Genomic DNA, 17,634 nt, shown 5'->3' with positions numbered 1-17,634 from the left:
TATGCTGCTGCAAATCTTCCTTTTCGAAATAAAATATCGCCTGCGCCGCCCGGCCTTTTATATCTATTTTCTTTGCGCGCTCCTATTCGTCACCCTCAACTTTGGGCACGGAGCCGTACCCGCTGAGGAAAAAGAAATGGTCAACGCGCCCGCCGTGCTGGCCGTCTTCTCCTGCGCAGCCAGCCTGTTTCTTATGCTGGTAAGCTCTTCCATCATGGGCGTGCCGCTCTACCGGGACATCGAACACAATACCAAAGAATATTACCTCTCCTACCCGATCACAAAGGCAGGCTATTTCTGGGGCCGCTGGCTGGGCTCTTTTTTCTTCGTAATGCTCGTCAGCATGGCCGTAATGCTGGGCGCCTGGCTGGGAAGTCAGTTAGGACCAGCACTGGGATGGACACCCGCCGGGCGCTATGGTCCCGATAAATTTTATTACTATCTGTATCCCTGGCTCACCCTGGTATTGCCCAATATCTTCTTCACCTCCTGCCTCTTCTTCGGCCTGGTAGCCATTTTCAGGAACGTGAAGGTGATCTACAGCAGCGGTATGTTCCTTTTCCTGGGCTATATCCTGAGCAACTTCTTCCTGAGCAATATCAATAACCCCCGGGTCATTTATCTCGCAGATCCCTTTCTCCTGAATGGTCTTCGCGCGGAAACAGCAGCCTGGTCGCCTGCTCAGCTGAACACGTCCGTCATCCACCTGCAAGGATTGATGCTGACTAACAGGATCATATGGATCTCCGTGGGAGCCCTGATCCTCCTGCTCACCTACCTGCGGTTCTCTTTCGAACGTTTTTTCAGCGGCGCCCATGGGCGGCGTACCGCAGCGCCCGGAACCACAGCCCCCATCAAACGCAATGGCATCCGGGCCGTCTTCCGGAATGTGCAGGTACAGCTGGAAGGATCCTATCTGCGAAAGACATGGTCGAGCCTTACACGAATAGAGCTGCTGAATATCATAAGGGATAATTATTTCTGGATCATTTTGTCAGGAGGGCTTATCTTCCTTTCCTTCGTATTTTACCATGGTCCGGGCGGCATGAAAGTCAGAGATTATCCCCGTGCAGCCTTTTTCATGGATGTATTCACCGAGGTATTCGGCAACTTCGTCTTTTTTATCATCATCTTTTATACGGGCGAGACCGTGCACCGGGAAAGACACACTCGTTTTGCCTTTATCAACGACGCACTTCCACCGCCGACCTGGATCTTAAACCTGGCAAAACTATCGAGCCTTTGCTGCCTGGGCATCTTCCTTTCCCTCGTACCCATATTGGTAGGCCTTGGCGTCCAGCTCTCAAGGTCCTTTTACTATTTCAATTTCCCCCTGTATTTCACGGCATGGGGCAGCTACCTGCTGCCGCAAATGCTGGAGATGGTCCTTTTCTCCTATGCACTGCACAACCTGGTGAACAATAAGTTCGCAGCCCATGCCATTGGGATCACTTTGTGGGTGTTTATGATAGTTGCTGCCGACTTTCACTATTTCAACTACAATCTCCTGTTATATGGACATTCCCCTGATGCCATATTCACCGATATGGACGGCATCGGACATATCCTGAGACCCCTGCTCTGGTTTCAAAGCTATTGGCTGGCGGCTGGCGTTGTACTGGTATTCCTGGCATCCCTTTTCTACGTCCGGGGCGTCAGCACCACCTTCAAAGAAAAAAAACAGCTGGCCCTCCAAAGATTTCAGGGGTCTGCCCGGTCAGGCGCTTTTTTATCCATCACTGTGTTCCTGGCGATAGGCGCCTATATCTATTATAATGTCAGCTACCTCAACGAATACTTAACGCCTGCAGAAAGCAATGAAAGAAAAGCCATCGCGGAACGACAGCTGAAAAGGTACAATGAGCTTCCCTTGCCAAGGATCACCAGCCTGCGCCTCACCTGCGACCTGTATCCTTCCGACCAAAAGGCAACGACAAAAGCCTGGCTGACCATCACGAACAAAGGAGACAAGCCCATCGATAGCCTCCTGCTGGATGGGGACGGGCTGACCTATGACCTGCTTTACAACGACCAGTTCCTGTCCTATAGAAACCCCCTGTCCTTTCCCCGGGGAAAATTTAATTTTCTCAGACCCGCGAAGGAACCTTCTGATTACCGGCTATACGTCCTGCCGGATCCGCTGTTGCCCGGAGATACGGCAGCGCTGGAGATCCACAGCCAGCGCTCTTTCGACGGCTTTCAGAACGATCTCTATGGCCTGGCCATGCTGCGCAACGGCTTTGTGTTCAACGGAGGCTTGCCTGCCCTGGGCTACGATGATGGAGAAGAACTGGCTAACAACGATGACAGGAGAAAATTCGGTCTCCCGGAAAAGCACGAAGCAGACATTCCTCACGACGATCCCGCAGGCAGGCGAAGCCTGGAATCCGGCTTCAACGCAGACCTGGTAACCCTGGATATCACCGTAAGTACGGCAGGCGACCAATGGGCTATCGCACCGGGCACCCTGGAAAATGAATGGAGCAGCGGAGGCCGGCATTATTTTCATTACGTGCAGGATCACCCAAGACTTTACCTTCCTTCCGCCATGGCCTCGGCCCGCTATGCCATCCGGCAGGACACGACCATACTTGAGAACGGAAAGCCCGTAAACCTCCAGGTTGTATATCATCCGGCTCACAAGGCCAACGTGCCACGATTTATGGCCGCTCTTAAAGATGGGATTCGATCTTACTCCCGACAATTCGGTCCCTATCCTTTCGGACAAATGCGCCTGGCAGAGATCTCTTTCTTCGGCCCATCGATGAGCAGCTTTTGCCAGACAATACTCAATACGGAACGGGTAGGCTGGAATGCCGACATGCGGGAACCCGGCCTGCCGGATAATATCTATTACACTACAGCCGTGGCATTGGCGGAGCAATGGTGGGGACAGACCGTAGCGCCCAATCATACGGTAGGATCACAGATCATTTCTAAAGGACTATCCCAATATTCCGCACTGATGCTGGTCAGGAAAAAGTATGGAGAGGACGGGTTGAACGAACAATTGCAAAGAGAAAAAAATGATTACGGATGGGGACGAAGGACCCATTACACGCCGGAACACGATCTCCTGCACGCCAACCAATGGTATCAGTTCGGTGCAAAAACAGCCCTGGTATTATACGGCTTGCAAGGGCTCGTCGGGGAAGACAGCGTGAATGCAGCCCTGCGGTCCTTCAGAGACCAGTATGCATTCCGCGACGGAGGCTACTATGCCGGATCGGAAGACCTCTACCGGGCGCTGGAAGCACACACACCGGATTCACTCCGCTATTTCCTGGAAGACAGCTGGAAAAAAGTGTGCCTCTACAACAATAGGATCGTCGATGTCTCAGCCGCTCCGCTCCGGGAAAATAAATTCAAAGTGACCCTGAAACTGGAACTGCAAAAGAGCTGCTTCGACTCCACGGGAACAGAACATGCCGCCCCCATGAATGACTACATCGATATCGCGATCTATGGTAAAGCCCCGCTCTACCTCCAGCGCCATCGGCTGACAGCCGGACTTAAAACATTGGAGATCATCGTAGAAGGCAAACCATCCAACGCCCGGATCGACCCTCACACCTATCTCATGGACACCAACCAGGAAGACAATCGGAAAATGATCCCGTGAAAAAGTTTTGGTAGAATTAAAAAGGGTCGTATATTTGCTAACACCGTTAGGTAAAGTAACGGGGCTATAAAATGGGCATCACAGATCGTAAACTAAGGCAAAAAGAAGAAGTAAGGGCTAGCATCCTGGACACCGCCTGGGAACTGGTCGTCACCGAAGGATGGCAGTCCTTTTCCATCCGTAAAATTGCCGATGCCATCGAATACAGTGTTCCCGTTATCTATAGCCATTTTGAAAATAAAGACGCTATCTTGTTGGAGTTCAATAAAAAAGGATTTCAGCTCCTGACGGAAACCCTGGCAGCCGCCAAAGCCGGCGAGTCCAACCCGGCCGATGAGATCCGGGCCATGGGGCGCGCCTACTGGAATTTTGCTTTCGCTAATAAGGAATATTACCAGCTGATGTTCGGACTGGGGATCCCCACCTGCGAGACAGCCAGCAAGATTCCGGCCATGCAGGACTTTAACAAAGTCGTCACCGGCAGCATTGTCGCCATGGTACCGGAAGGCAAATCACTGCCTTTCGACCCTTTCCTGAAATACCAGTCCTTCTGGTCTATGCTCCACGGACTGGTATCCATCAATATGTCCTCCCTGACCAATATGGCAGGCAACGATCCCGAACATGGACACCCGGGACTGCCGCAGCAGGTCCTGGAAGATGTGTTGTGCAGCTTCATCCGGGGGATCCAGATGGCATGGCAACCATCAGAACAAACCTAAAATTTTTTTGCCCACAGCGTTAACAGTGTTATAATTTATAAGTGCGATAGAATTAATAATATAATGAAACAGATAAAATCGAAATACATGGACTTTTTAGAATCTTTGAACTGGCGCTACGCAACCAAGCGCATGAATGGAAAAAAAGTTCCGCAGGATAAAGTGGATGTAATATTAGAAGCCGCCCGCCTGGCCCCTACAAACAGCGGTCTGCAGCCTTTTAATATCCTTTCGGTCACAGACCCTGCATTACTGGAAAAGATAAGACCCATCGCAAACAATCAGCCGCAAATTACTGAAGCCTCCCATGTGCTGGTCTTTGCGGCCTGGGACGACATTACGGATCAAAAGATAGATGAAGTGTTTGACCAGGTGATCCGCGAACGCAGCCTGCCCCCCGGCGCACTGGACAATTACCGTAATTTCCAGAAGAGCAAATTCGCCTCCATGCCCAGGGAAGAACGTTTTCAGACGGCAGCCCGTCAGGCCTATGTGGCGTTTGGCATCGCCATCGCTGCCGCCGCTACCGAACACGTGGACGCTACCCCAATGGAAGGATTCCGCAACAATGAGCTGGACGAATTGCTGGGACTGAAAGAAAAAGGACTCCGCAGCGTCACGTTATTGCCAATAGGCTACAGAGATGAGGAAAATGACTGGCTGCTCAAGCAAAAGAAAGTCCGCCGGCCCAAAAATGAACTGATCATCGAAGTGAATTAATATTTTTTTATTAACAATTAGCTCAAAGTTTAAACATTAAAATTCAACCTTCGTTCGTATTTTGTCGTTAATTAACCTATACATATCAAAAAACAAAAAAAATGAAATCGACACTCGTAACAGCAGCATTTTTTACCCTTTTATCAACCGCTGGTTTTTCTCAGACCTGGAACTGGGATAAAGCGCATTCCCAGCTGAATTTCGGAATTACCCACCTGGGCATCTCCGAGATCGACGGCAACTTCGGCAGCGTCACCGCAAAGATCACCGCGTCCAAGGACGACCTCACGGATGCCGTAGTAGACCTAAGCGCAGAAGTAAGCACCATCAACACAGGCAACGAACAAAGGAACAATCACCTGAAAAGCCCCGATTTCTTTGACGCAGCTAAATACCCCACGCTGACCTTTAAAAGCACTTCCTTTAAAAAGACTGGCGCCAAGACGTATGAAGTAGCCGGCGACCTTACTTTGCATGGCGTTACCAAGCCCGTAGTGCTGACAGCCACGCTCAACGGTACGACTCAAAATCCCCAGAGCAAAAAAACCGTAGCAGGCTTTAAAGTCACTGGCACGATCAAACGTACCGATTTCGGCATCGCCACAGGCTTCCCCAGCGCTATGCTGAGCGACGAAGTAGCCCTGAACGCAAATGCAGAATTCGTAAAAGATTAATTATCTTTCTACCCTATCCACCGATGGTGGATAGGGTATCTTCAAAGAATTTTTTATGAACAAGTATATCTATCCCGCAATAGCCACACTGATCCTGACAACAAGTGCTTTTACCTTCATTGCCACCAATTGGAAGATAGCTGACGGCTATAACATAGAATTTTCAAGCAACGACGCATCCGGCGTCTTCAAGACCTTTAAAGGCGACATCGTCTTCGACGAGCAAAACCCCGCTGCATCGAAATTCAATGTCAGCATCGACGTGGCATCCATCAATACAGGCAATGGCCTGCAGAACAAGCACGCAAAAAGCGACGAATGGTTCGATGCAGCCAAATATCCACAGATCCGTTATGTATCCCAGAAAGTTGTAAAGGCCGGCAATGGATTCCAGGTCACGGGTGATCTGGAAGTACACGGCGTTAAGAGATCCACTACCATCCCTTTCACTTTTCAGAAGAGCGCCGCTGGCGCCGTCTTCACCGGTAGCTTCACCGTCAATCGCAGCGACTTCAAGGTCGGCAAGCCTGGCGGGGATGTAGGCGAGCAGATCAAAATAGATATCAAAGTCCCTGTTACCAAATAAACGCTAACCCCCATGTTTAAAAAAGCACTCGTTCTCGGCATCATATCCGGCCTCCTTGCCGGCCTGGCCGGACTGATCTACGCACATCTCTATTATTCCATCAATGAAGCGGACTTCAGCAAAGTAGCCTCCTCCATACGCATCGTCGCAGGCAGTGTGGCCGGCGGCGTCCTGGCTGCCATCGGATTCACGGCGCTGGACAAATGGTTGAAGGATAAAGGCGAGATCGTATTCAACCTGCTGTTCACCATCCTGAGCTTTGCCAGCCTGCTGACGCCCATCTCCTATAAACTGCCCACGACGCTAGAAACGCCCGAGCTCTTTCCCGGCATGGTCATCCCCATGCACTTCTTCCCGGCTTTAGCCTGGTACACGCTGAAGCCTTTGTTCATCCGGCAAAAAGCCTGAGCAACTTATCCACATTCAGAAAGAAATATACTTCCCTGCCCGCTGTCACCGCAGCGGGTGGCACGAAATTTTATGATAGATAAACAGCTCCCCTCAGAGGAAGCTGTTTACTTTTATAGTAATAATATGAATAAAAAGGTACTGATACTAGACGATGACATGGACATATTGCAGATATGCTCCATCGTGCTCAAAAAGAAAGGATTTGACGTCTCTACCCTCAATAATTCCCACCAGGTGGTCGATCGCGTCAGAAACCTGCAGCCGGATGTCATCCTCATGGACAACTGGATCCCCGGACCCGGTGGCATAGAAGCTACGAAAGAGCTGAAAAATACCACTGACCTGCAAGGCATTCCAGTCATCTTCTTCAGCGCGAACAGCAACGTCACGCAGCTGGCAAAAGAAGCACACGCGGACTATTTCCTTCAAAAACCTTTTGATATCATTGAATTGGAAGCCATCGTCCAGGTCGCCATCAATCAGCCCGTGCCGGAAGTCTGACCGTTGGGAAATTGAATACTACCGCTGATATCGAATTTTATTCGACAAAAATTAAAAATTACCGCATTTAATTCTTTTTTACTAAGTTTACGGTATGTCTAATACTGCCGTCGCTGCGCCCATCGCAGCCGCCAAAACGAAAAGCAAACGTATTGAATCCATCGATCTGCTAAGAGGTACCGTCATGATCATCATGGCGCTGGACCATGTCCGTGACTACTTCCACGCTTATTCCTACGTCAACGATCCCACCGACCTTCAACATACCTCAGTCCCCATCTTCCTGACCCGGTGGATAACCCATTTCTGCGCGCCCATCTTTATGATGCTGGCCGGCGTGTCCGCCTGCCTTTATGGGCTGAAGAACGGCAAAAAAGCGCTTTCCTTCTTCCTTTTTACCCGGGGTCTGTGGCTGGTGGTGGCGGAATTAGCCATCGTCACATTGGAATGGACCTTTAATCCCCACTATCCTGCACTGATCCTGCAGGTGATCTGGGCCTTTGGCATCAGCATGATGGCCCTTTCCCTGTTGATCCACCTGCCCCGCCCCGTCATCCTGCTGATTGGTGTGGTCCTGGTGGCCGGGCACAATTTCCTCGATACGACCCATGTGGCCGGCAAAGGTTTACCTGCCTTCCTTTGGGCCCTCCTGCATGAACAAAGCTTTGCCTTCCAATTTGGAGGCATCAATCCGCTGGTCGGCTATCCCATCATCCCATGGATCGGCATCATCACCCTGGGTTATTGCCTGGGTAGTTTATACGCACCCGGTGTGGCCCCTGAGTTCCGGAAAAGATCGCTGCGCAACCTGGGCATCGGCGCCATCGTATTGTTCGTCTTATTGCGCTGGACAAATATCTACGGCGATCCCTCACATTGGTCTTCCCAAAAGAATGCGATCTATACCCTGATGTCGTTCATCAACACGACAAAATATCCCCCATCCCTGCTATATGCCCTCATGACGCTGGGCCCCGCCCTGCTCTTCCTGGCTTATTCGGAAAAACCACTCAACGCATTAACTTCAAAACTCACCGTCTTTGGCCGCGTCCCTATGTTCTACTACCTGGTGCACATACCGCTCATTCATGGACTGGCCATCCTGGCCGCCATGGCCTCCGGCCATGCGGCCTCGGATATGGTAGACCTTACCACCTGGGTAACGGCCAACCCCCAGCTAAAAGGCTATGGGTTCTCGCTGCCGGTGGTATACCTTGTATGGATGGCGGTGATCGTAATGCTTTATCCGCTGAGCAGCCGTTTCGACCGATATAAAAGGGCCAACCAGGCGCAGAAATGGTGGCTGAGCTATTTTTAAGCAGGAGGCCACGTCGCGAGTCCCTTCAAAAAAGCAGGCAGATCCTCGGCCGGCACCAGGAAATCGACGGCCACCTGGTTGACGGCATGTTGTGGCATATAAGATACCTCTGCGGTAGCTGGATCCTGTACGACTACGATCCCACCCCGCCCCTTGACATATTGAAGGCCTTCCACCCCATCCGCGTTGCCACCGGAAAGCAAGAGACAAATGAGGTCTGCCCCATACACATCGCCTGCACAACGAAAAGTAACATCGATGCTGGGGCGGCTGAAGTTCACCCTTTCGGAATAATCGAGTGAAAAGGTATGGTCCGCTTCGATCAGTACATGGTAATCGGCCGGAGCGATATAAATGGCCCCCGGCAGGATGGGCTCTTTCTCCTCCACTTCCTTGATGAGCGCCTGCGTCCTGGAAGCAAGAAGTTCCTCCAGGTTGGATTCAAAAACACTGTTACGGTGCAGGATGATCAGTATGGGCACCGGAAATTCCGGGTGGATCACCGGGAGTATCCCCAGGATCACCTGCAGGCTGCCCGCCGAGCCGCCAATGATCATTAATTTAGGTCGCCTCATGGACCTTCCTCCAAATTTTTTCTTTCCCGATCTGCCTGTACCGGTCCGCTATGGGCGAAAACCGGAGAGATTCCTTCGAACCCAGGGCAAGATACCCGAAGTTCTCCAGGCTATAGTCAAATATTTTGAACACTTTCGATTGAAGATTCCTTTCAAAATAGATCAGCACATTCCTGCACAATATCAGCTGAAATTCATTAAAAGAGGAATCCGATACCAGGTTATGGGTGGAAAAGATCATCTTTCCCGTCAGGCTGGTGTCAAACTTCGCCAAATGGTAATTGGCAGTATAATAAGCGGAAAAATCCTGGATGCCCCCCGACTGGATATAATTCTCCGAATATTTCTGCATCTGGCTGACTGGAAAGATCCCTTTCCGCGCCTTTTCAATGACCAGCGGATTGATATCCGTTCCATACAGCAGGGACTTATGCAGCAGTCCCGCCTCTTTCAATATGATAGCCATGGAATACACTTCTTCCCCGGTGGAGCACCCCGCATGCCAGATCCGGATAAAAGGATAGGTGGCCAGAACAGGCAGGATGGAAGTACGCAGGGTCCGGTAAAATGAAGGGTCCCGCAGCATCTCGGTCACATTCACCGTGATCTCCTCCACAAAGCGGCGGAAATAGAGCGGATCATTTTGCAGGCGATGACGGAATTCCGCAAAGCTGGGAAATTTATCCAGGGTGAAAAGGCGCTGGACCCTTCTTTGCAGGCTGGCGCGGGAATATTCGGTAAAATCATACCCGTACCTTGTAAAAAGATCGTTCAACAAAATGTCCAGCTCCTCATATCGGATGGAGGTGATCATTTTTCATATAACCATATCCGTAGCAGCGACATAAGCTGGTCGATGTCCACGGGTTTCGAAATATAGTCTGAAGCCCCTGCCTGGATACATTTTTCCCGGTCGCCTGCCATAGCCTTCGCCGTGACGGCAATAATAGGTATATGCTTCAGGCGCGGATGCTTTCTGATCCGGGCAATGGCCTCAAAACCGTCCATCTCCGGCATCATCATATCCATTAATACAATGTCAACGGATGAAGTCCCTTCTTCGGCAATCGCCAGCGCCTCCTTTCCGTCCATGGCCGAAAGCACCCGCATCTTATGCGTCTCCAGCGCCTTGGTCAGCGAAAAGATATTGCGAACATCGTCGTCGGCTATCAATACGGTCTTGTTCTTCAGCACCTCGTCCAGCGCCCCCAGCTTGCCCAGCACATTCGAAGGACTGGTTTCCTGTTCCCCGTCCACCAGGTGAAGGAACAGGGATACTTCGTCCAGGATCCGCTGGTAGGAATGGGCGGTCTTCACCACGATGGAATCCGCATACTGCCGGAGTCGCACCTCTTCCCCTTTGGAGATCGTCTTGCCCGTTAGCACAATAATGGGAATATTTTCCAATCCCGGATGCTTGCGTATGGTGTCCAGGCTCTCCCGGTCGGCCTCATCCGCAGCTTCTCTGCTGAGAATGACACAATGCACGGCTTCCTTTTCCAGCATGGTAATGCTTTCGGCGATCGTATGGGCGATCTCGGACCGGACATCGTGCGTACCAAGGAAATAGGAAAGGGCCTCGGCATGCCGGGTGTTGTCCTCGATAATGAGCACTTTCCTGGAGCTGCGGTTCAGCACATATTCGATCCGCTCGAAAACGGCATCCATTTTTTCAAATGCCATAGGCTTGGAGATAAAGTCGATCGCGCCTTTTATCAGGCTCTCGTTCTTTACCTCGAAGGAGGAGATGATGTGCACGGGTATATGCCTGGTCTTCGGGTCTTTTTTCAGGTCGTCCATCACTTCCCACCCATTCCGCACAGGCAGCTGGATATCCAGCAGTATCCCCATGGGATTGTATGTCTTCGCCAGGCTGACCACCGTGTCGCCCCTGACGGAAATGATCCCCTTATGCCCTTTCTTACGGCCGAATTCCAGCAAGGCCCTTGCAAAATAAGCGTCGTCCTCCACGATTAGCAAAGGCCTGTCCATCGGCGTGAGATGATCCCTGTCATCAGGTATATCCGGCGGTATATCGGTCAGCGTAAAGACGGGTGTATTTTCTCCCAGGGTCACCGAGCTCATTTTGGAAAGGACGGGCGCCGGCGCTTCCTTCGTTGCCTCCATTTTGAACTGCGGTATGGAAACCTTGAACGCTGCGCCTGCATCGGGCTTGCTGTCCAGTACGATATCACCTCCCAGGAGCTTGGCCAGCTCCCGGCTGATGGAAAGCCCCAGCCCCGTGCCTCCGTATTTGCGGCGGGTGGAACCATCGGCTTGCTGGAAAGCTTCAAAGATCAGCTCATGCTTTTCTTTGGGGATACCGATGCCGCTGTCCCGGACGGAAAGATCGATGAAATGCTGCCGCGCCGAAGGTGCTATGCTCAGCGTGATCGATCCCTTGGCTGTGAACTTGAATGCGTTGGAAAGAAGGTTCTTCAGGATCTGCTCCAGGCGCATCTTATCCGTCTCTATCTGAGCGGGCGTCTCCGGATCAATGACAAAGCTCAGCTCCAGGTTCTTGTCCTTTGCCAATGGCACGAACAGCATGCGCATATCGTTAACGATCTCCTCCACGCTCACCAGCGTATGCTCCAGCTGAAGCTTGCCGGATTCGATGCGCGACAGGTCCAGGATCTCGTCGATCAGTTCCAGCAGCCCCTGCCCCGAGTGCTGGATGACCTGCGCATACTCTATCTGCTCGGAAGAAAGATTTTTTCCGCCATTCTCCGCCAGCAGCCTGGACAGCAGCAGGATAGAATTCAACGGGGTCCGCAGCTCGTGGGACATATTGGCCATGAACTCCGACTTGTATTTCGTGGTCTGCGCCAGCTCTTCGACTTTTTTCTGAATGTCCAGGTTCCGTATGAGGATGAGCTGGTTCTTCTCTTCCAGGCTTCGGCTCCTTTCCTCCAGCTCCTGGTTTGTCTGCTGCAATTCTTCCTGCTGTACCTTCAGCTCCTCTTCGGACACCTGCAGCTTCTCGGCCTGGACCTCCAGTTCCAAATTCATATTCTCCATCTCGACGTGCTGCGCCTGCAGCTCTTCAGACTGGGCCTGGGTCTCTTCCAATAGCTCCTGCAGCTTCAGTCGCGTCTCGATGCTGCTGACGGCCGAACCTATGTTCTCTCCGATACTGCTGAAAAAGCCCAGTTCCCGCTCAGTATAATATTCCAGGGATCCCAGCTCGATGACGCCCAATATCTTCTTTTCATGGAAGAAAGGAAAAGCCACCATCGTGCGCGGCCTGATGCTGCCTGCCGCAAAACTGACCACCCACTCCCCTGGCGGGATATCCTTCACGAGCATCCGCTTGCCGTCCTGTGCCACCTGCCCTACCAGCCCTTCGCCCGGAGCGATCGTCCTGCGCTTGCTGTCAGGCGACAGAGCATACGTGCTTTGCAGGACCAGCATACGGGAAGAAGTATCCATGATATAGACCGCCCCTATCCTGCTATGCGTGTATTCCGTGATGAAATTGACGATATTGGTTGCCAGTGTCTTCATATCCGACTCGCCGATGAGGATCTCATTGAGTCGCGCCACGCCGGCCTGGTGCCATTCATTGTCGGACAATTGACGGAAGGAATACTCCAGGCTTTCCGCCATTTTATTCAGACTGACGGAAAGACCTCCCAGATTATCTTTCTGTTCGTCAGACACCCGTACCTGGTAGTCCCCATCCGATATCCGGTCCGCGATCCCGCTGATGATGCCTATGCGCCGGCCGATCTCCTCATCCTTATTCTGAAGCTCGGTGTAAAGGATGGTCCTTTCCAGGTAATCATTATGGACACGCCTGTAAAAGAATACGGTTATCAGGAGTGAAACCAGGGCGGCAATGAGAATAAGCACAGGCGTATAGCCGGAGAATTTTTTCACCTGCTCGACCCTGATCGCCAGGAGCCGGCGCTCCTCCTCCTGCATCCGCTGGACGATCCCCCGGACCTCATCCATATAACCCTGCCCCTTCTTCAGGTCGGCAAGGCTGAAAAGGTTGTTCTCCCTTTTCTCATCGATTATCTGCTGGAGTATGGTCAGCCGTTGAGAGATCAGATTATACAGTTCGTTGGCATGCTGCGCCTGCCCCGGGTTATCCACTGTCATAGCCCGGATATTGTCCGCGACGGCCAGCGCCCTTTCCTGGCTGCCATAGTAAGGACGCAGGTAGGTGCTGTCTCCCGTCAATAGATACCCGCGCTGGCCTGCCTCCGCATCCTTCAGGATGGAAAGGACGCTTTCCAGCCTCGTAAGGACGGAATCCGTGTGATCCACCAGCCGGGAGCTCCTCAGAAGGTTTTGAATGCTGCTATAACTGGCGACGGAAGAAATGACCAGGATCAACAGAGATAGTCCAAACCCGATCTGCAGATTGCGCAATAAGCCGGGTCGCATAACAATGTTCATCAGGTGTACTTTATTTTTTTATCTGTTCATTCACGGTCTGTAATGCCCTGCCGTTGGCGACAGGGATGGAAAAATAGAAGACGGATCCCTGGCCGGGCTCACTCTCTACACCATACGCTCCTTCATGCCTGCGGATGATCTCGGCGCATATATACAGGCCGATGCCCAATCCCTGGAAACGATTGGCCGCCTCTTCCACCCTGTAAAATTTATGAAAGATATTGGATTGATGGTCTTTTTGGATACCGATGCCGAAATCTCTCACCCGCACACACAGCCGCTGATCATTTTCGATCTTTGTTTCGATCTGGATCTCCTTATTGTCCGGCGAATACTTGACGGCATTGGTGAGATAATTGATGAGCACCTGCTCGATCCGCATCTCATCCCCGTTCAGTTGTACATCCGCGCTGCCCTTCAATACGACGCGATATTCCGGGTATGTCTGCCGTATCATCTCGATGGCGCTGGAAAGAGTGGACCCGAAATTAAACACCTTCTTGTTGAATTTCAATTTGCCGCTTTCGATCTTGGAAAGGTCCAGCAGGTCGACGATGAGATTGTCCAGCTTGCGCACCTGTACCAGGGTCCTTTCCACATACATCCTGGTAGGATCATCCTCCCCGATGGCCCGATCCAGCAGCTGGACATAGGCCTTGATGGTCGTCAGCGGCGTTTTCAGCTCATGGCTCGCAATGCTGATGAACTCATCCTTCTTCCCGAGGGCCTCCTGCAGCTCGCCTTCCACCTTCTTCCGGAACTCGATCTCACTCCGCAGACTCGCATGTATCCTGTTCAGCTCGCTGTTCTGCTCATACAACCTGTAAAAGGTCTTTACCTTCAGCAACAGGATGTCCGGGTCGATCGGCTTGGTGATATAGTCCATCCCGCCCGACGAATATCCCTTGGTAATGAATTTTTTGTCTGTATTGGCCGCGGAAAGAAAGATGATGGGAATATCGCGCGCCTTGCTGGATCCGCTGATCGCCTCGGCCACTTCGAAGCCATCCATGCCCGGCATCTGCACGTCCAGTATGATCAGGGCATAGGAATGCCTGAGGATCTTTTTCAGGGCCTCCTCTCCGCTTAAAGCCGTATCAGTAGGAAAAGAATGTAATTCCAGGATGGTCTTTAAGGAGAATATGTTCTCTGGTTTATCATCGACGATCAATATCATGGATGAACAAAAGTAAGCGATAAAGTAGATCGGTAAGTGCGAATATATGGGGAAGTATTTCTACAATTTTCTGGCACGTCAGTGGGGGCCATGAGGGCGAAAGATCCTTTTTCATCCTGAATTTGCCTGTTTAAGCCTTGTCCGGGCTTTTTGGATTAATAATTGAAATTCTATTGTCAGGACACCGCATCATTAAACGATTTACTATGCCACCCAGCCTTAACCCATATCAGAAAGCTAAGATTCACGTCACGGTCAAAAGAAGCGAGCTGCAGAAATTCTTTTATGCTGCCGGCGATCTGGTGGCCTTTGCCGGTAGGTTCTTCGGGAATGTGTTAAAACCTCCCTATGAATGGCGCGAGATCTTCTACCAATGTTTCCTCGTAGGCTATAAATCCACCTTTCTCATCAGTCTGACGGGTTTTATCATGGGTGCCGTGCTTACGATCCAGACACGCCCTTCCATGGCGCAGTTCGGCGCCATCTCGATGATACCCGGGATGATCTCGGTCTCCGTGGTAAGAGAGATAGGTCCGATGATCACGGCCCTCATTTGCTGCGGAAAGATAGGTTCGCGCATGGGCGCGGAGCTGGGGTCCATGAAAGTGACAGAACAGATAGACGCCATGGAAGTGTCGGCCATCAACCCTTTTCGCTACCTCGTCGTCACGCGCACGTTGGCCACCATCCTGATGGTCCCGATGCTGACCATTTATTCCGATATTATCGCTTTATTCGGCGGCTATCTCGCCATGAATATACATGACACCACCACCCTGCGCCATTTCTTCGTCGCAGCCATGTCGCACCTGGAATTCATCGATGTTCTCCCGGCCATCATCAAAACTTTTTTCTTCGGGGGGGTGATAGGGCTCATCGGTTGCTATAAAGGCTGGAACGCACGCAGGGGCACCGAAAGCGTGGGCATGGCCGCTAATTCCGCCGTGGTGGCATCCTCGTTGGCAGTATTTGTCATCGACATGCTGGCGGCTCAGATCACAGACCTTTTAGTATGACAGAAAAAGTAAACGATACCATTGAGAATGAAGCAGGCGCCGAGGAGCCGCAGGAGCCCACGGCCGCCAGCGAAGAAAAAAGGGCCGCGGGGAACGAGTCCCAGGAGCCCGTCATTACTATACGCGGCCTCAAGAAAGCTTTTAAAGACCATGAGGTGTTAAAAGGCGTGGACCTGGAAGTACGCAAGGGAGAGAACGTGGTGGTCCTGGGCAAATCAGGCTCCGGAAAATCCGTGCTGATCAAGTGCATGGTGGGCCTGGAATACCCGGACGAGGGCGAGATCTCCGTGCTGGGTCAGGACATCTCCACCCTGAAATATGAGGAGCTCAATGCCCTGCGGGTGAGAGTAGGGTTTCTTTTTCAGAATGCCGCGCTCTATGACTCCATGACGGTGAGGGAGAACCTTGCCTTTCCCTTGCGGAAACACAAAAAGACCATGACGCGGGAAAAGAAAGAGGCCGTCATCATGGAGATGCTGGAGAACGTAGGTTTGACGGATTCGATTGACCAGATGCCTTCCAAGCTGTCGGGAGGACAAAGCAAACGTATCGGTCTTGCCAGAACGCTGATCCTTCGCCCCGAGATCATGCTCTATGATGAACCTACCACCGGCCTCGATACGGGCACTGCCCATGAGATCAGCGAGCTGATGATCAAAATGAAACAGAAATACAATATCTCGTCCATTACTATCACTCACGACATGGCCTGCGCCAGGCTGACAGCGGACAGGATCATCATGCTGAAGGAAGGAGTCGTGGTGGCGGAAGGAAATTATGAAGAACTGGAAAAGTCGAAGGATGAATGGATCCGGAGCTTTTTCCATTAAAGAACGGATACACTTAAACATGCAGTTATGCCAAAGGAAAAAAATTATAAATGGAAGCTGGGGCTCTTCGCAGTCGCAGCCCTCGTTGTAGCGATTGCCGCCATCTATTACATCGGCAAGCAAAAGAATAAATTCGGATCCGTGCTGCATATCAGCGCGCTTTTCAATTCCGTCAGCGGACTCAAGATCGGCAGCAATGTGCGGCTGGGCGGCATCGACGTCGGCACCGTGGATGGGATCGCGCTGGTCACCGATACGTCGGTACAGGTGGAGATGATCATCCAGAAGAAAGCCCAAAAATTCATCAAGAAGGACGCAAAGGCCAGCATCAGCTCCGAAGGACTGATGGGCGATAAGGTCATCGCGATTGTGGCGGGTACAGCCGGTCAGTCCCCGGTACGCGAAGGAGACACCATCGGATCACTCAAGCCGATCGAGACCGATCAGATCATTGCCAGCCTGAAAGTCTCAGCGGATAATGCATCAGTAATCACCGGCAACCTGGCGGACATCACCTCCCGGATCAACAGTGGGAAGGGCGCCCTGGGAAAACTATTGAAAGACACCAGCCTTTCCTCCAACATCAGTACCACGATGAAGAACCTGAAGAAAAGCTCCGAGGGCCTCAGTGAGAACATGGAGGCAGCCAAACATAATTTCCTGTTGAGAGGATACTTCAGGAAGAAGGACAAGGAAAAGAAGAAGCAGGAAGAAGAGGCTAAGAAAAAACAGGAGGAAGAACAGAAATCAAAAGAAAAAGACAAAAAGAATTGATCCTATTTTTTCAGCCCCTGCAAAAAATCGATATACTCGTCGATCACCTCGTTATTCATCTTGTACTTGATATTACGCCCCTCTTTTTCTGAGAGGATGAGGGCCGTGTCGGTCAGCTGTTTCATATGATGGCTGATGGAAGGCTGCGCCAGATGGATATTCTCATACAAGTCTACACAGTAGAGGCATTCATTTCTCTTCCTGATCTCGCTGAGTATCTTCAACCGTGTGGGGTCGGACAGAGCCTTGGATATCTTCTCCGCCCTTTTTGGGTCCATCTGAGCCATATGACAAGTTTGTG

Annotated in this window: 16 protein-coding genes; 11 read left to right on the top strand and 5 right to left on the bottom strand. The window is 51.5% G+C overall.

All coding sequences use genetic code 11. The features are described from left to right. Position 1 precedes the first annotated feature (1 nt). From Q4E93_RS32445 to Q4E93_RS32410, 8 genes are all read left to right on the top strand, one after another. Positions 2 to 3,622: an ABC transporter permease/M1 family aminopeptidase gene (locus tag Q4E93_RS32445; RefSeq protein ID WP_303592114.1), complete on the top strand. Its 3,621-nt coding sequence runs from the start codon at positions 2 to 4 to the stop codon at positions 3,620 to 3,622. Between the two features lie 71 nt (positions 3,623 to 3,693). Then, entirely contained in the window at positions 3,694 to 4,344 is a 651-nt protein-coding gene (locus Q4E93_RS32440; RefSeq protein ID WP_303592113.1) for a TetR/AcrR family transcriptional regulator, read from the top strand. Positions 4,345 to 4,431: 87 nt separating this feature from the next. After that, positions 4,432 to 5,064 carry a nitroreductase family protein gene (locus Q4E93_RS32435; RefSeq protein WP_303592112.1) on the top strand — a complete coding sequence of 211 codons (633 nt, stop codon included), beginning with the start codon at positions 4,432 to 4,434 and terminating at the stop codon, positions 5,062 to 5,064. A gap of 101 nt (positions 5,065 to 5,165) precedes the next feature. Further along, positions 5,166 to 5,738: a YceI family protein gene (locus Q4E93_RS32430; protein WP_303592111.1), complete on the top strand. Its 573-nt coding sequence runs from the start codon at positions 5,166 to 5,168 to the stop codon at positions 5,736 to 5,738. Between the two features lie 55 nt (positions 5,739 to 5,793). Next, the gene (locus Q4E93_RS32425) at positions 5,794 to 6,324 is read left to right on the top strand and encodes a YceI family protein (protein ID WP_303592110.1); all 531 of its coding nucleotides are present in this window, start codon (positions 5,794 to 5,796) and stop codon (positions 6,322 to 6,324) included. 12 nt (positions 6,325 to 6,336) lie between these two features. Continuing rightward, the gene (locus tag Q4E93_RS32420; protein ID WP_303592109.1) at positions 6,337 to 6,732 is read left to right on the top strand and encodes an ABC transporter permease; all 396 of its coding nucleotides are present in this window, start codon (positions 6,337 to 6,339) and stop codon (positions 6,730 to 6,732) included. A gap of 126 nt (positions 6,733 to 6,858) precedes the next feature. Then, the gene (locus tag Q4E93_RS32415) at positions 6,859 to 7,236 is read left to right on the top strand and encodes a response regulator (RefSeq protein ID WP_303592108.1); all 378 of its coding nucleotides are present in this window, start codon (positions 6,859 to 6,861) and stop codon (positions 7,234 to 7,236) included. Positions 7,237 to 7,330: 94 nt separating this feature from the next. Beyond that, entirely contained in the window at positions 7,331 to 8,554 is a 1,224-nt protein-coding gene (locus tag Q4E93_RS32410) for an acetyltransferase domain-containing protein (RefSeq protein ID WP_303592107.1), read from the top strand. Here Q4E93_RS32410 and Q4E93_RS32405 read toward each other — a convergent pair. The 4 genes from Q4E93_RS32405 to Q4E93_RS32390 are packed head-to-tail and all read right to left on the bottom strand — an operon-like array spanning position 8,551 to position 14,713. Then, complete coding sequence (locus tag Q4E93_RS32405; RefSeq protein WP_303592106.1) at positions 8,551 to 9,129, bottom strand: chemotaxis protein CheB; 579 nt, start codon at positions 9,127 to 9,129, stop codon at positions 8,551 to 8,553. The two genes, Q4E93_RS32410 and Q4E93_RS32405, sit on opposite strands and share 4 nt — an antisense overlap. Then, on the bottom strand, positions 9,116 to 9,943 hold the full coding sequence (locus Q4E93_RS32400) for a CheR family methyltransferase (protein ID WP_303592105.1): 828 nt from the start codon (positions 9,941 to 9,943) through the stop codon (positions 9,116 to 9,118). The genes Q4E93_RS32405 and Q4E93_RS32400 overlap by 14 nt, the downstream gene beginning before the upstream one ends. Further along, complete coding sequence (locus Q4E93_RS32395; RefSeq protein WP_303592104.1) at positions 9,940 to 13,536, bottom strand: response regulator; 3,597 nt, start codon at positions 13,534 to 13,536, stop codon at positions 9,940 to 9,942. The genes Q4E93_RS32400 and Q4E93_RS32395 overlap by 4 nt, the downstream gene beginning before the upstream one ends. 10 nt (positions 13,537 to 13,546) lie before the next feature. Continuing rightward, a complete protein-coding gene (locus Q4E93_RS32390; RefSeq protein ID WP_303592103.1) occupies positions 13,547 to 14,713 on the bottom strand; it encodes a sensor histidine kinase in 1,167 nt (388 codons plus the stop codon). A gap of 206 nt (positions 14,714 to 14,919) precedes the next feature. On the opposite strand from Q4E93_RS32390, the gene Q4E93_RS32385 reads away from it, so the two are divergent. From Q4E93_RS32385 to Q4E93_RS32375, 3 genes are read left to right on the top strand one after another with little or no spacing between them, the layout of a single operon-like run. Beyond that, complete coding sequence (locus Q4E93_RS32385) at positions 14,920 to 15,729, top strand: MlaE family ABC transporter permease (RefSeq protein ID WP_303592102.1); 810 nt, start codon at positions 14,920 to 14,922, stop codon at positions 15,727 to 15,729. Further along, the gene (locus tag Q4E93_RS32380) at positions 15,726 to 16,559 is read left to right on the top strand and encodes an ABC transporter ATP-binding protein (RefSeq protein WP_303592101.1); all 834 of its coding nucleotides are present in this window, start codon (positions 15,726 to 15,728) and stop codon (positions 16,557 to 16,559) included. Before Q4E93_RS32385 ends, Q4E93_RS32380 begins: the two co-directional genes overlap by 4 nt. A gap of 27 nt (positions 16,560 to 16,586) precedes the next feature. Further along, a complete protein-coding gene (locus Q4E93_RS32375; protein ID WP_303592100.1) occupies positions 16,587 to 17,333 on the top strand; it encodes an MlaD family protein in 747 nt (248 codons plus the stop codon). Between the two features lie 2 nt (positions 17,334 to 17,335). Here the strand turns inward: Q4E93_RS32375 and Q4E93_RS32370 are convergent, their stop codons facing one another. Next, positions 17,336 to 17,620, bottom strand: a complete 285-nt coding sequence (locus tag Q4E93_RS32370) for an ArsR/SmtB family transcription factor (protein ID WP_303592099.1) — start codon at positions 17,618 to 17,620, stop codon at positions 17,336 to 17,338. Between the last annotated feature and the right edge of the window lie 14 nt (positions 17,621 to 17,634).

The organism is Flavitalea plasmicola, assembly GCF_030546645.1.
Classification (GTDB): Bacteria; Bacteroidota; Bacteroidia; order Chitinophagales; family Chitinophagaceae; genus Puia.
The sequence above is the reverse complement of the archived record's forward strand: the minus strand, read 5'-3'. Positions and strand labels throughout refer to the sequence as shown.

Excerpts from the sequence above, each read along its gene's own strand:
- Q4E93_RS32445 (WP_303592114.1), top strand. The coding sequence starts at position 2 with ATGCTGCTGCAAATCTTCCTTTTCGAAATAAAATATCGCCTGCGCCGC.
- Q4E93_RS32440 (WP_303592113.1), top strand. The coding sequence starts at position 3,694 with ATGGGCATCACAGATCGTAAACTAAGGCAAAAAGAAGAAGTAAGGGCT.
- Q4E93_RS32435 (WP_303592112.1), top strand. The coding sequence starts at position 4,432 with ATGGACTTTTTAGAATCTTTGAACTGGCGCTACGCAACCAAGCGCATG.
- Q4E93_RS32430 (WP_303592111.1), top strand. The coding sequence starts at position 5,166 with ATGAAATCGACACTCGTAACAGCAGCATTTTTTACCCTTTTATCAACC.
- Q4E93_RS32425 (WP_303592110.1), top strand. The coding sequence starts at position 5,794 with ATGAACAAGTATATCTATCCCGCAATAGCCACACTGATCCTGACAACA.
- Q4E93_RS32420 (WP_303592109.1), top strand. The coding sequence starts at position 6,337 with ATGTTTAAAAAAGCACTCGTTCTCGGCATCATATCCGGCCTCCTTGCC.
- Q4E93_RS32415 (WP_303592108.1), top strand. The coding sequence starts at position 6,859 with ATGAATAAAAAGGTACTGATACTAGACGATGACATGGACATATTGCAG.
- Q4E93_RS32410 (WP_303592107.1), top strand. The coding sequence starts at position 7,331 with ATGTCTAATACTGCCGTCGCTGCGCCCATCGCAGCCGCCAAAACGAAA.
- Q4E93_RS32405 (WP_303592106.1), bottom strand. The coding sequence starts at position 9,129 with ATGAGGCGACCTAAATTAATGATCATTGGCGGCTCGGCGGGCAGCCTG.
- Q4E93_RS32400 (WP_303592105.1), bottom strand. The coding sequence starts at position 9,943 with ATGATCACCTCCATCCGATATGAGGAGCTGGACATTTTGTTGAACGAT.
- Q4E93_RS32395 (WP_303592104.1), bottom strand. The coding sequence starts at position 13,536 with ATGAACATTGTTATGCGACCCGGCTTATTGCGCAATCTGCAGATCGGG.
- Q4E93_RS32390 (WP_303592103.1), bottom strand. The coding sequence starts at position 14,713 with ATGATATTGATCGTCGATGATAAACCAGAGAACATATTCTCCTTAAAG.
- Q4E93_RS32385 (WP_303592102.1), top strand. The coding sequence starts at position 14,920 with ATGCCACCCAGCCTTAACCCATATCAGAAAGCTAAGATTCACGTCACG.
- Q4E93_RS32380 (WP_303592101.1), top strand. The coding sequence starts at position 15,726 with ATGACAGAAAAAGTAAACGATACCATTGAGAATGAAGCAGGCGCCGAG.
- Q4E93_RS32375 (WP_303592100.1), top strand. The coding sequence starts at position 16,587 with ATGCCAAAGGAAAAAAATTATAAATGGAAGCTGGGGCTCTTCGCAGTC.
- Q4E93_RS32370 (WP_303592099.1), bottom strand. The coding sequence starts at position 17,620 with ATGGCTCAGATGGACCCAAAAAGGGCGGAGAAGATATCCAAGGCTCTG.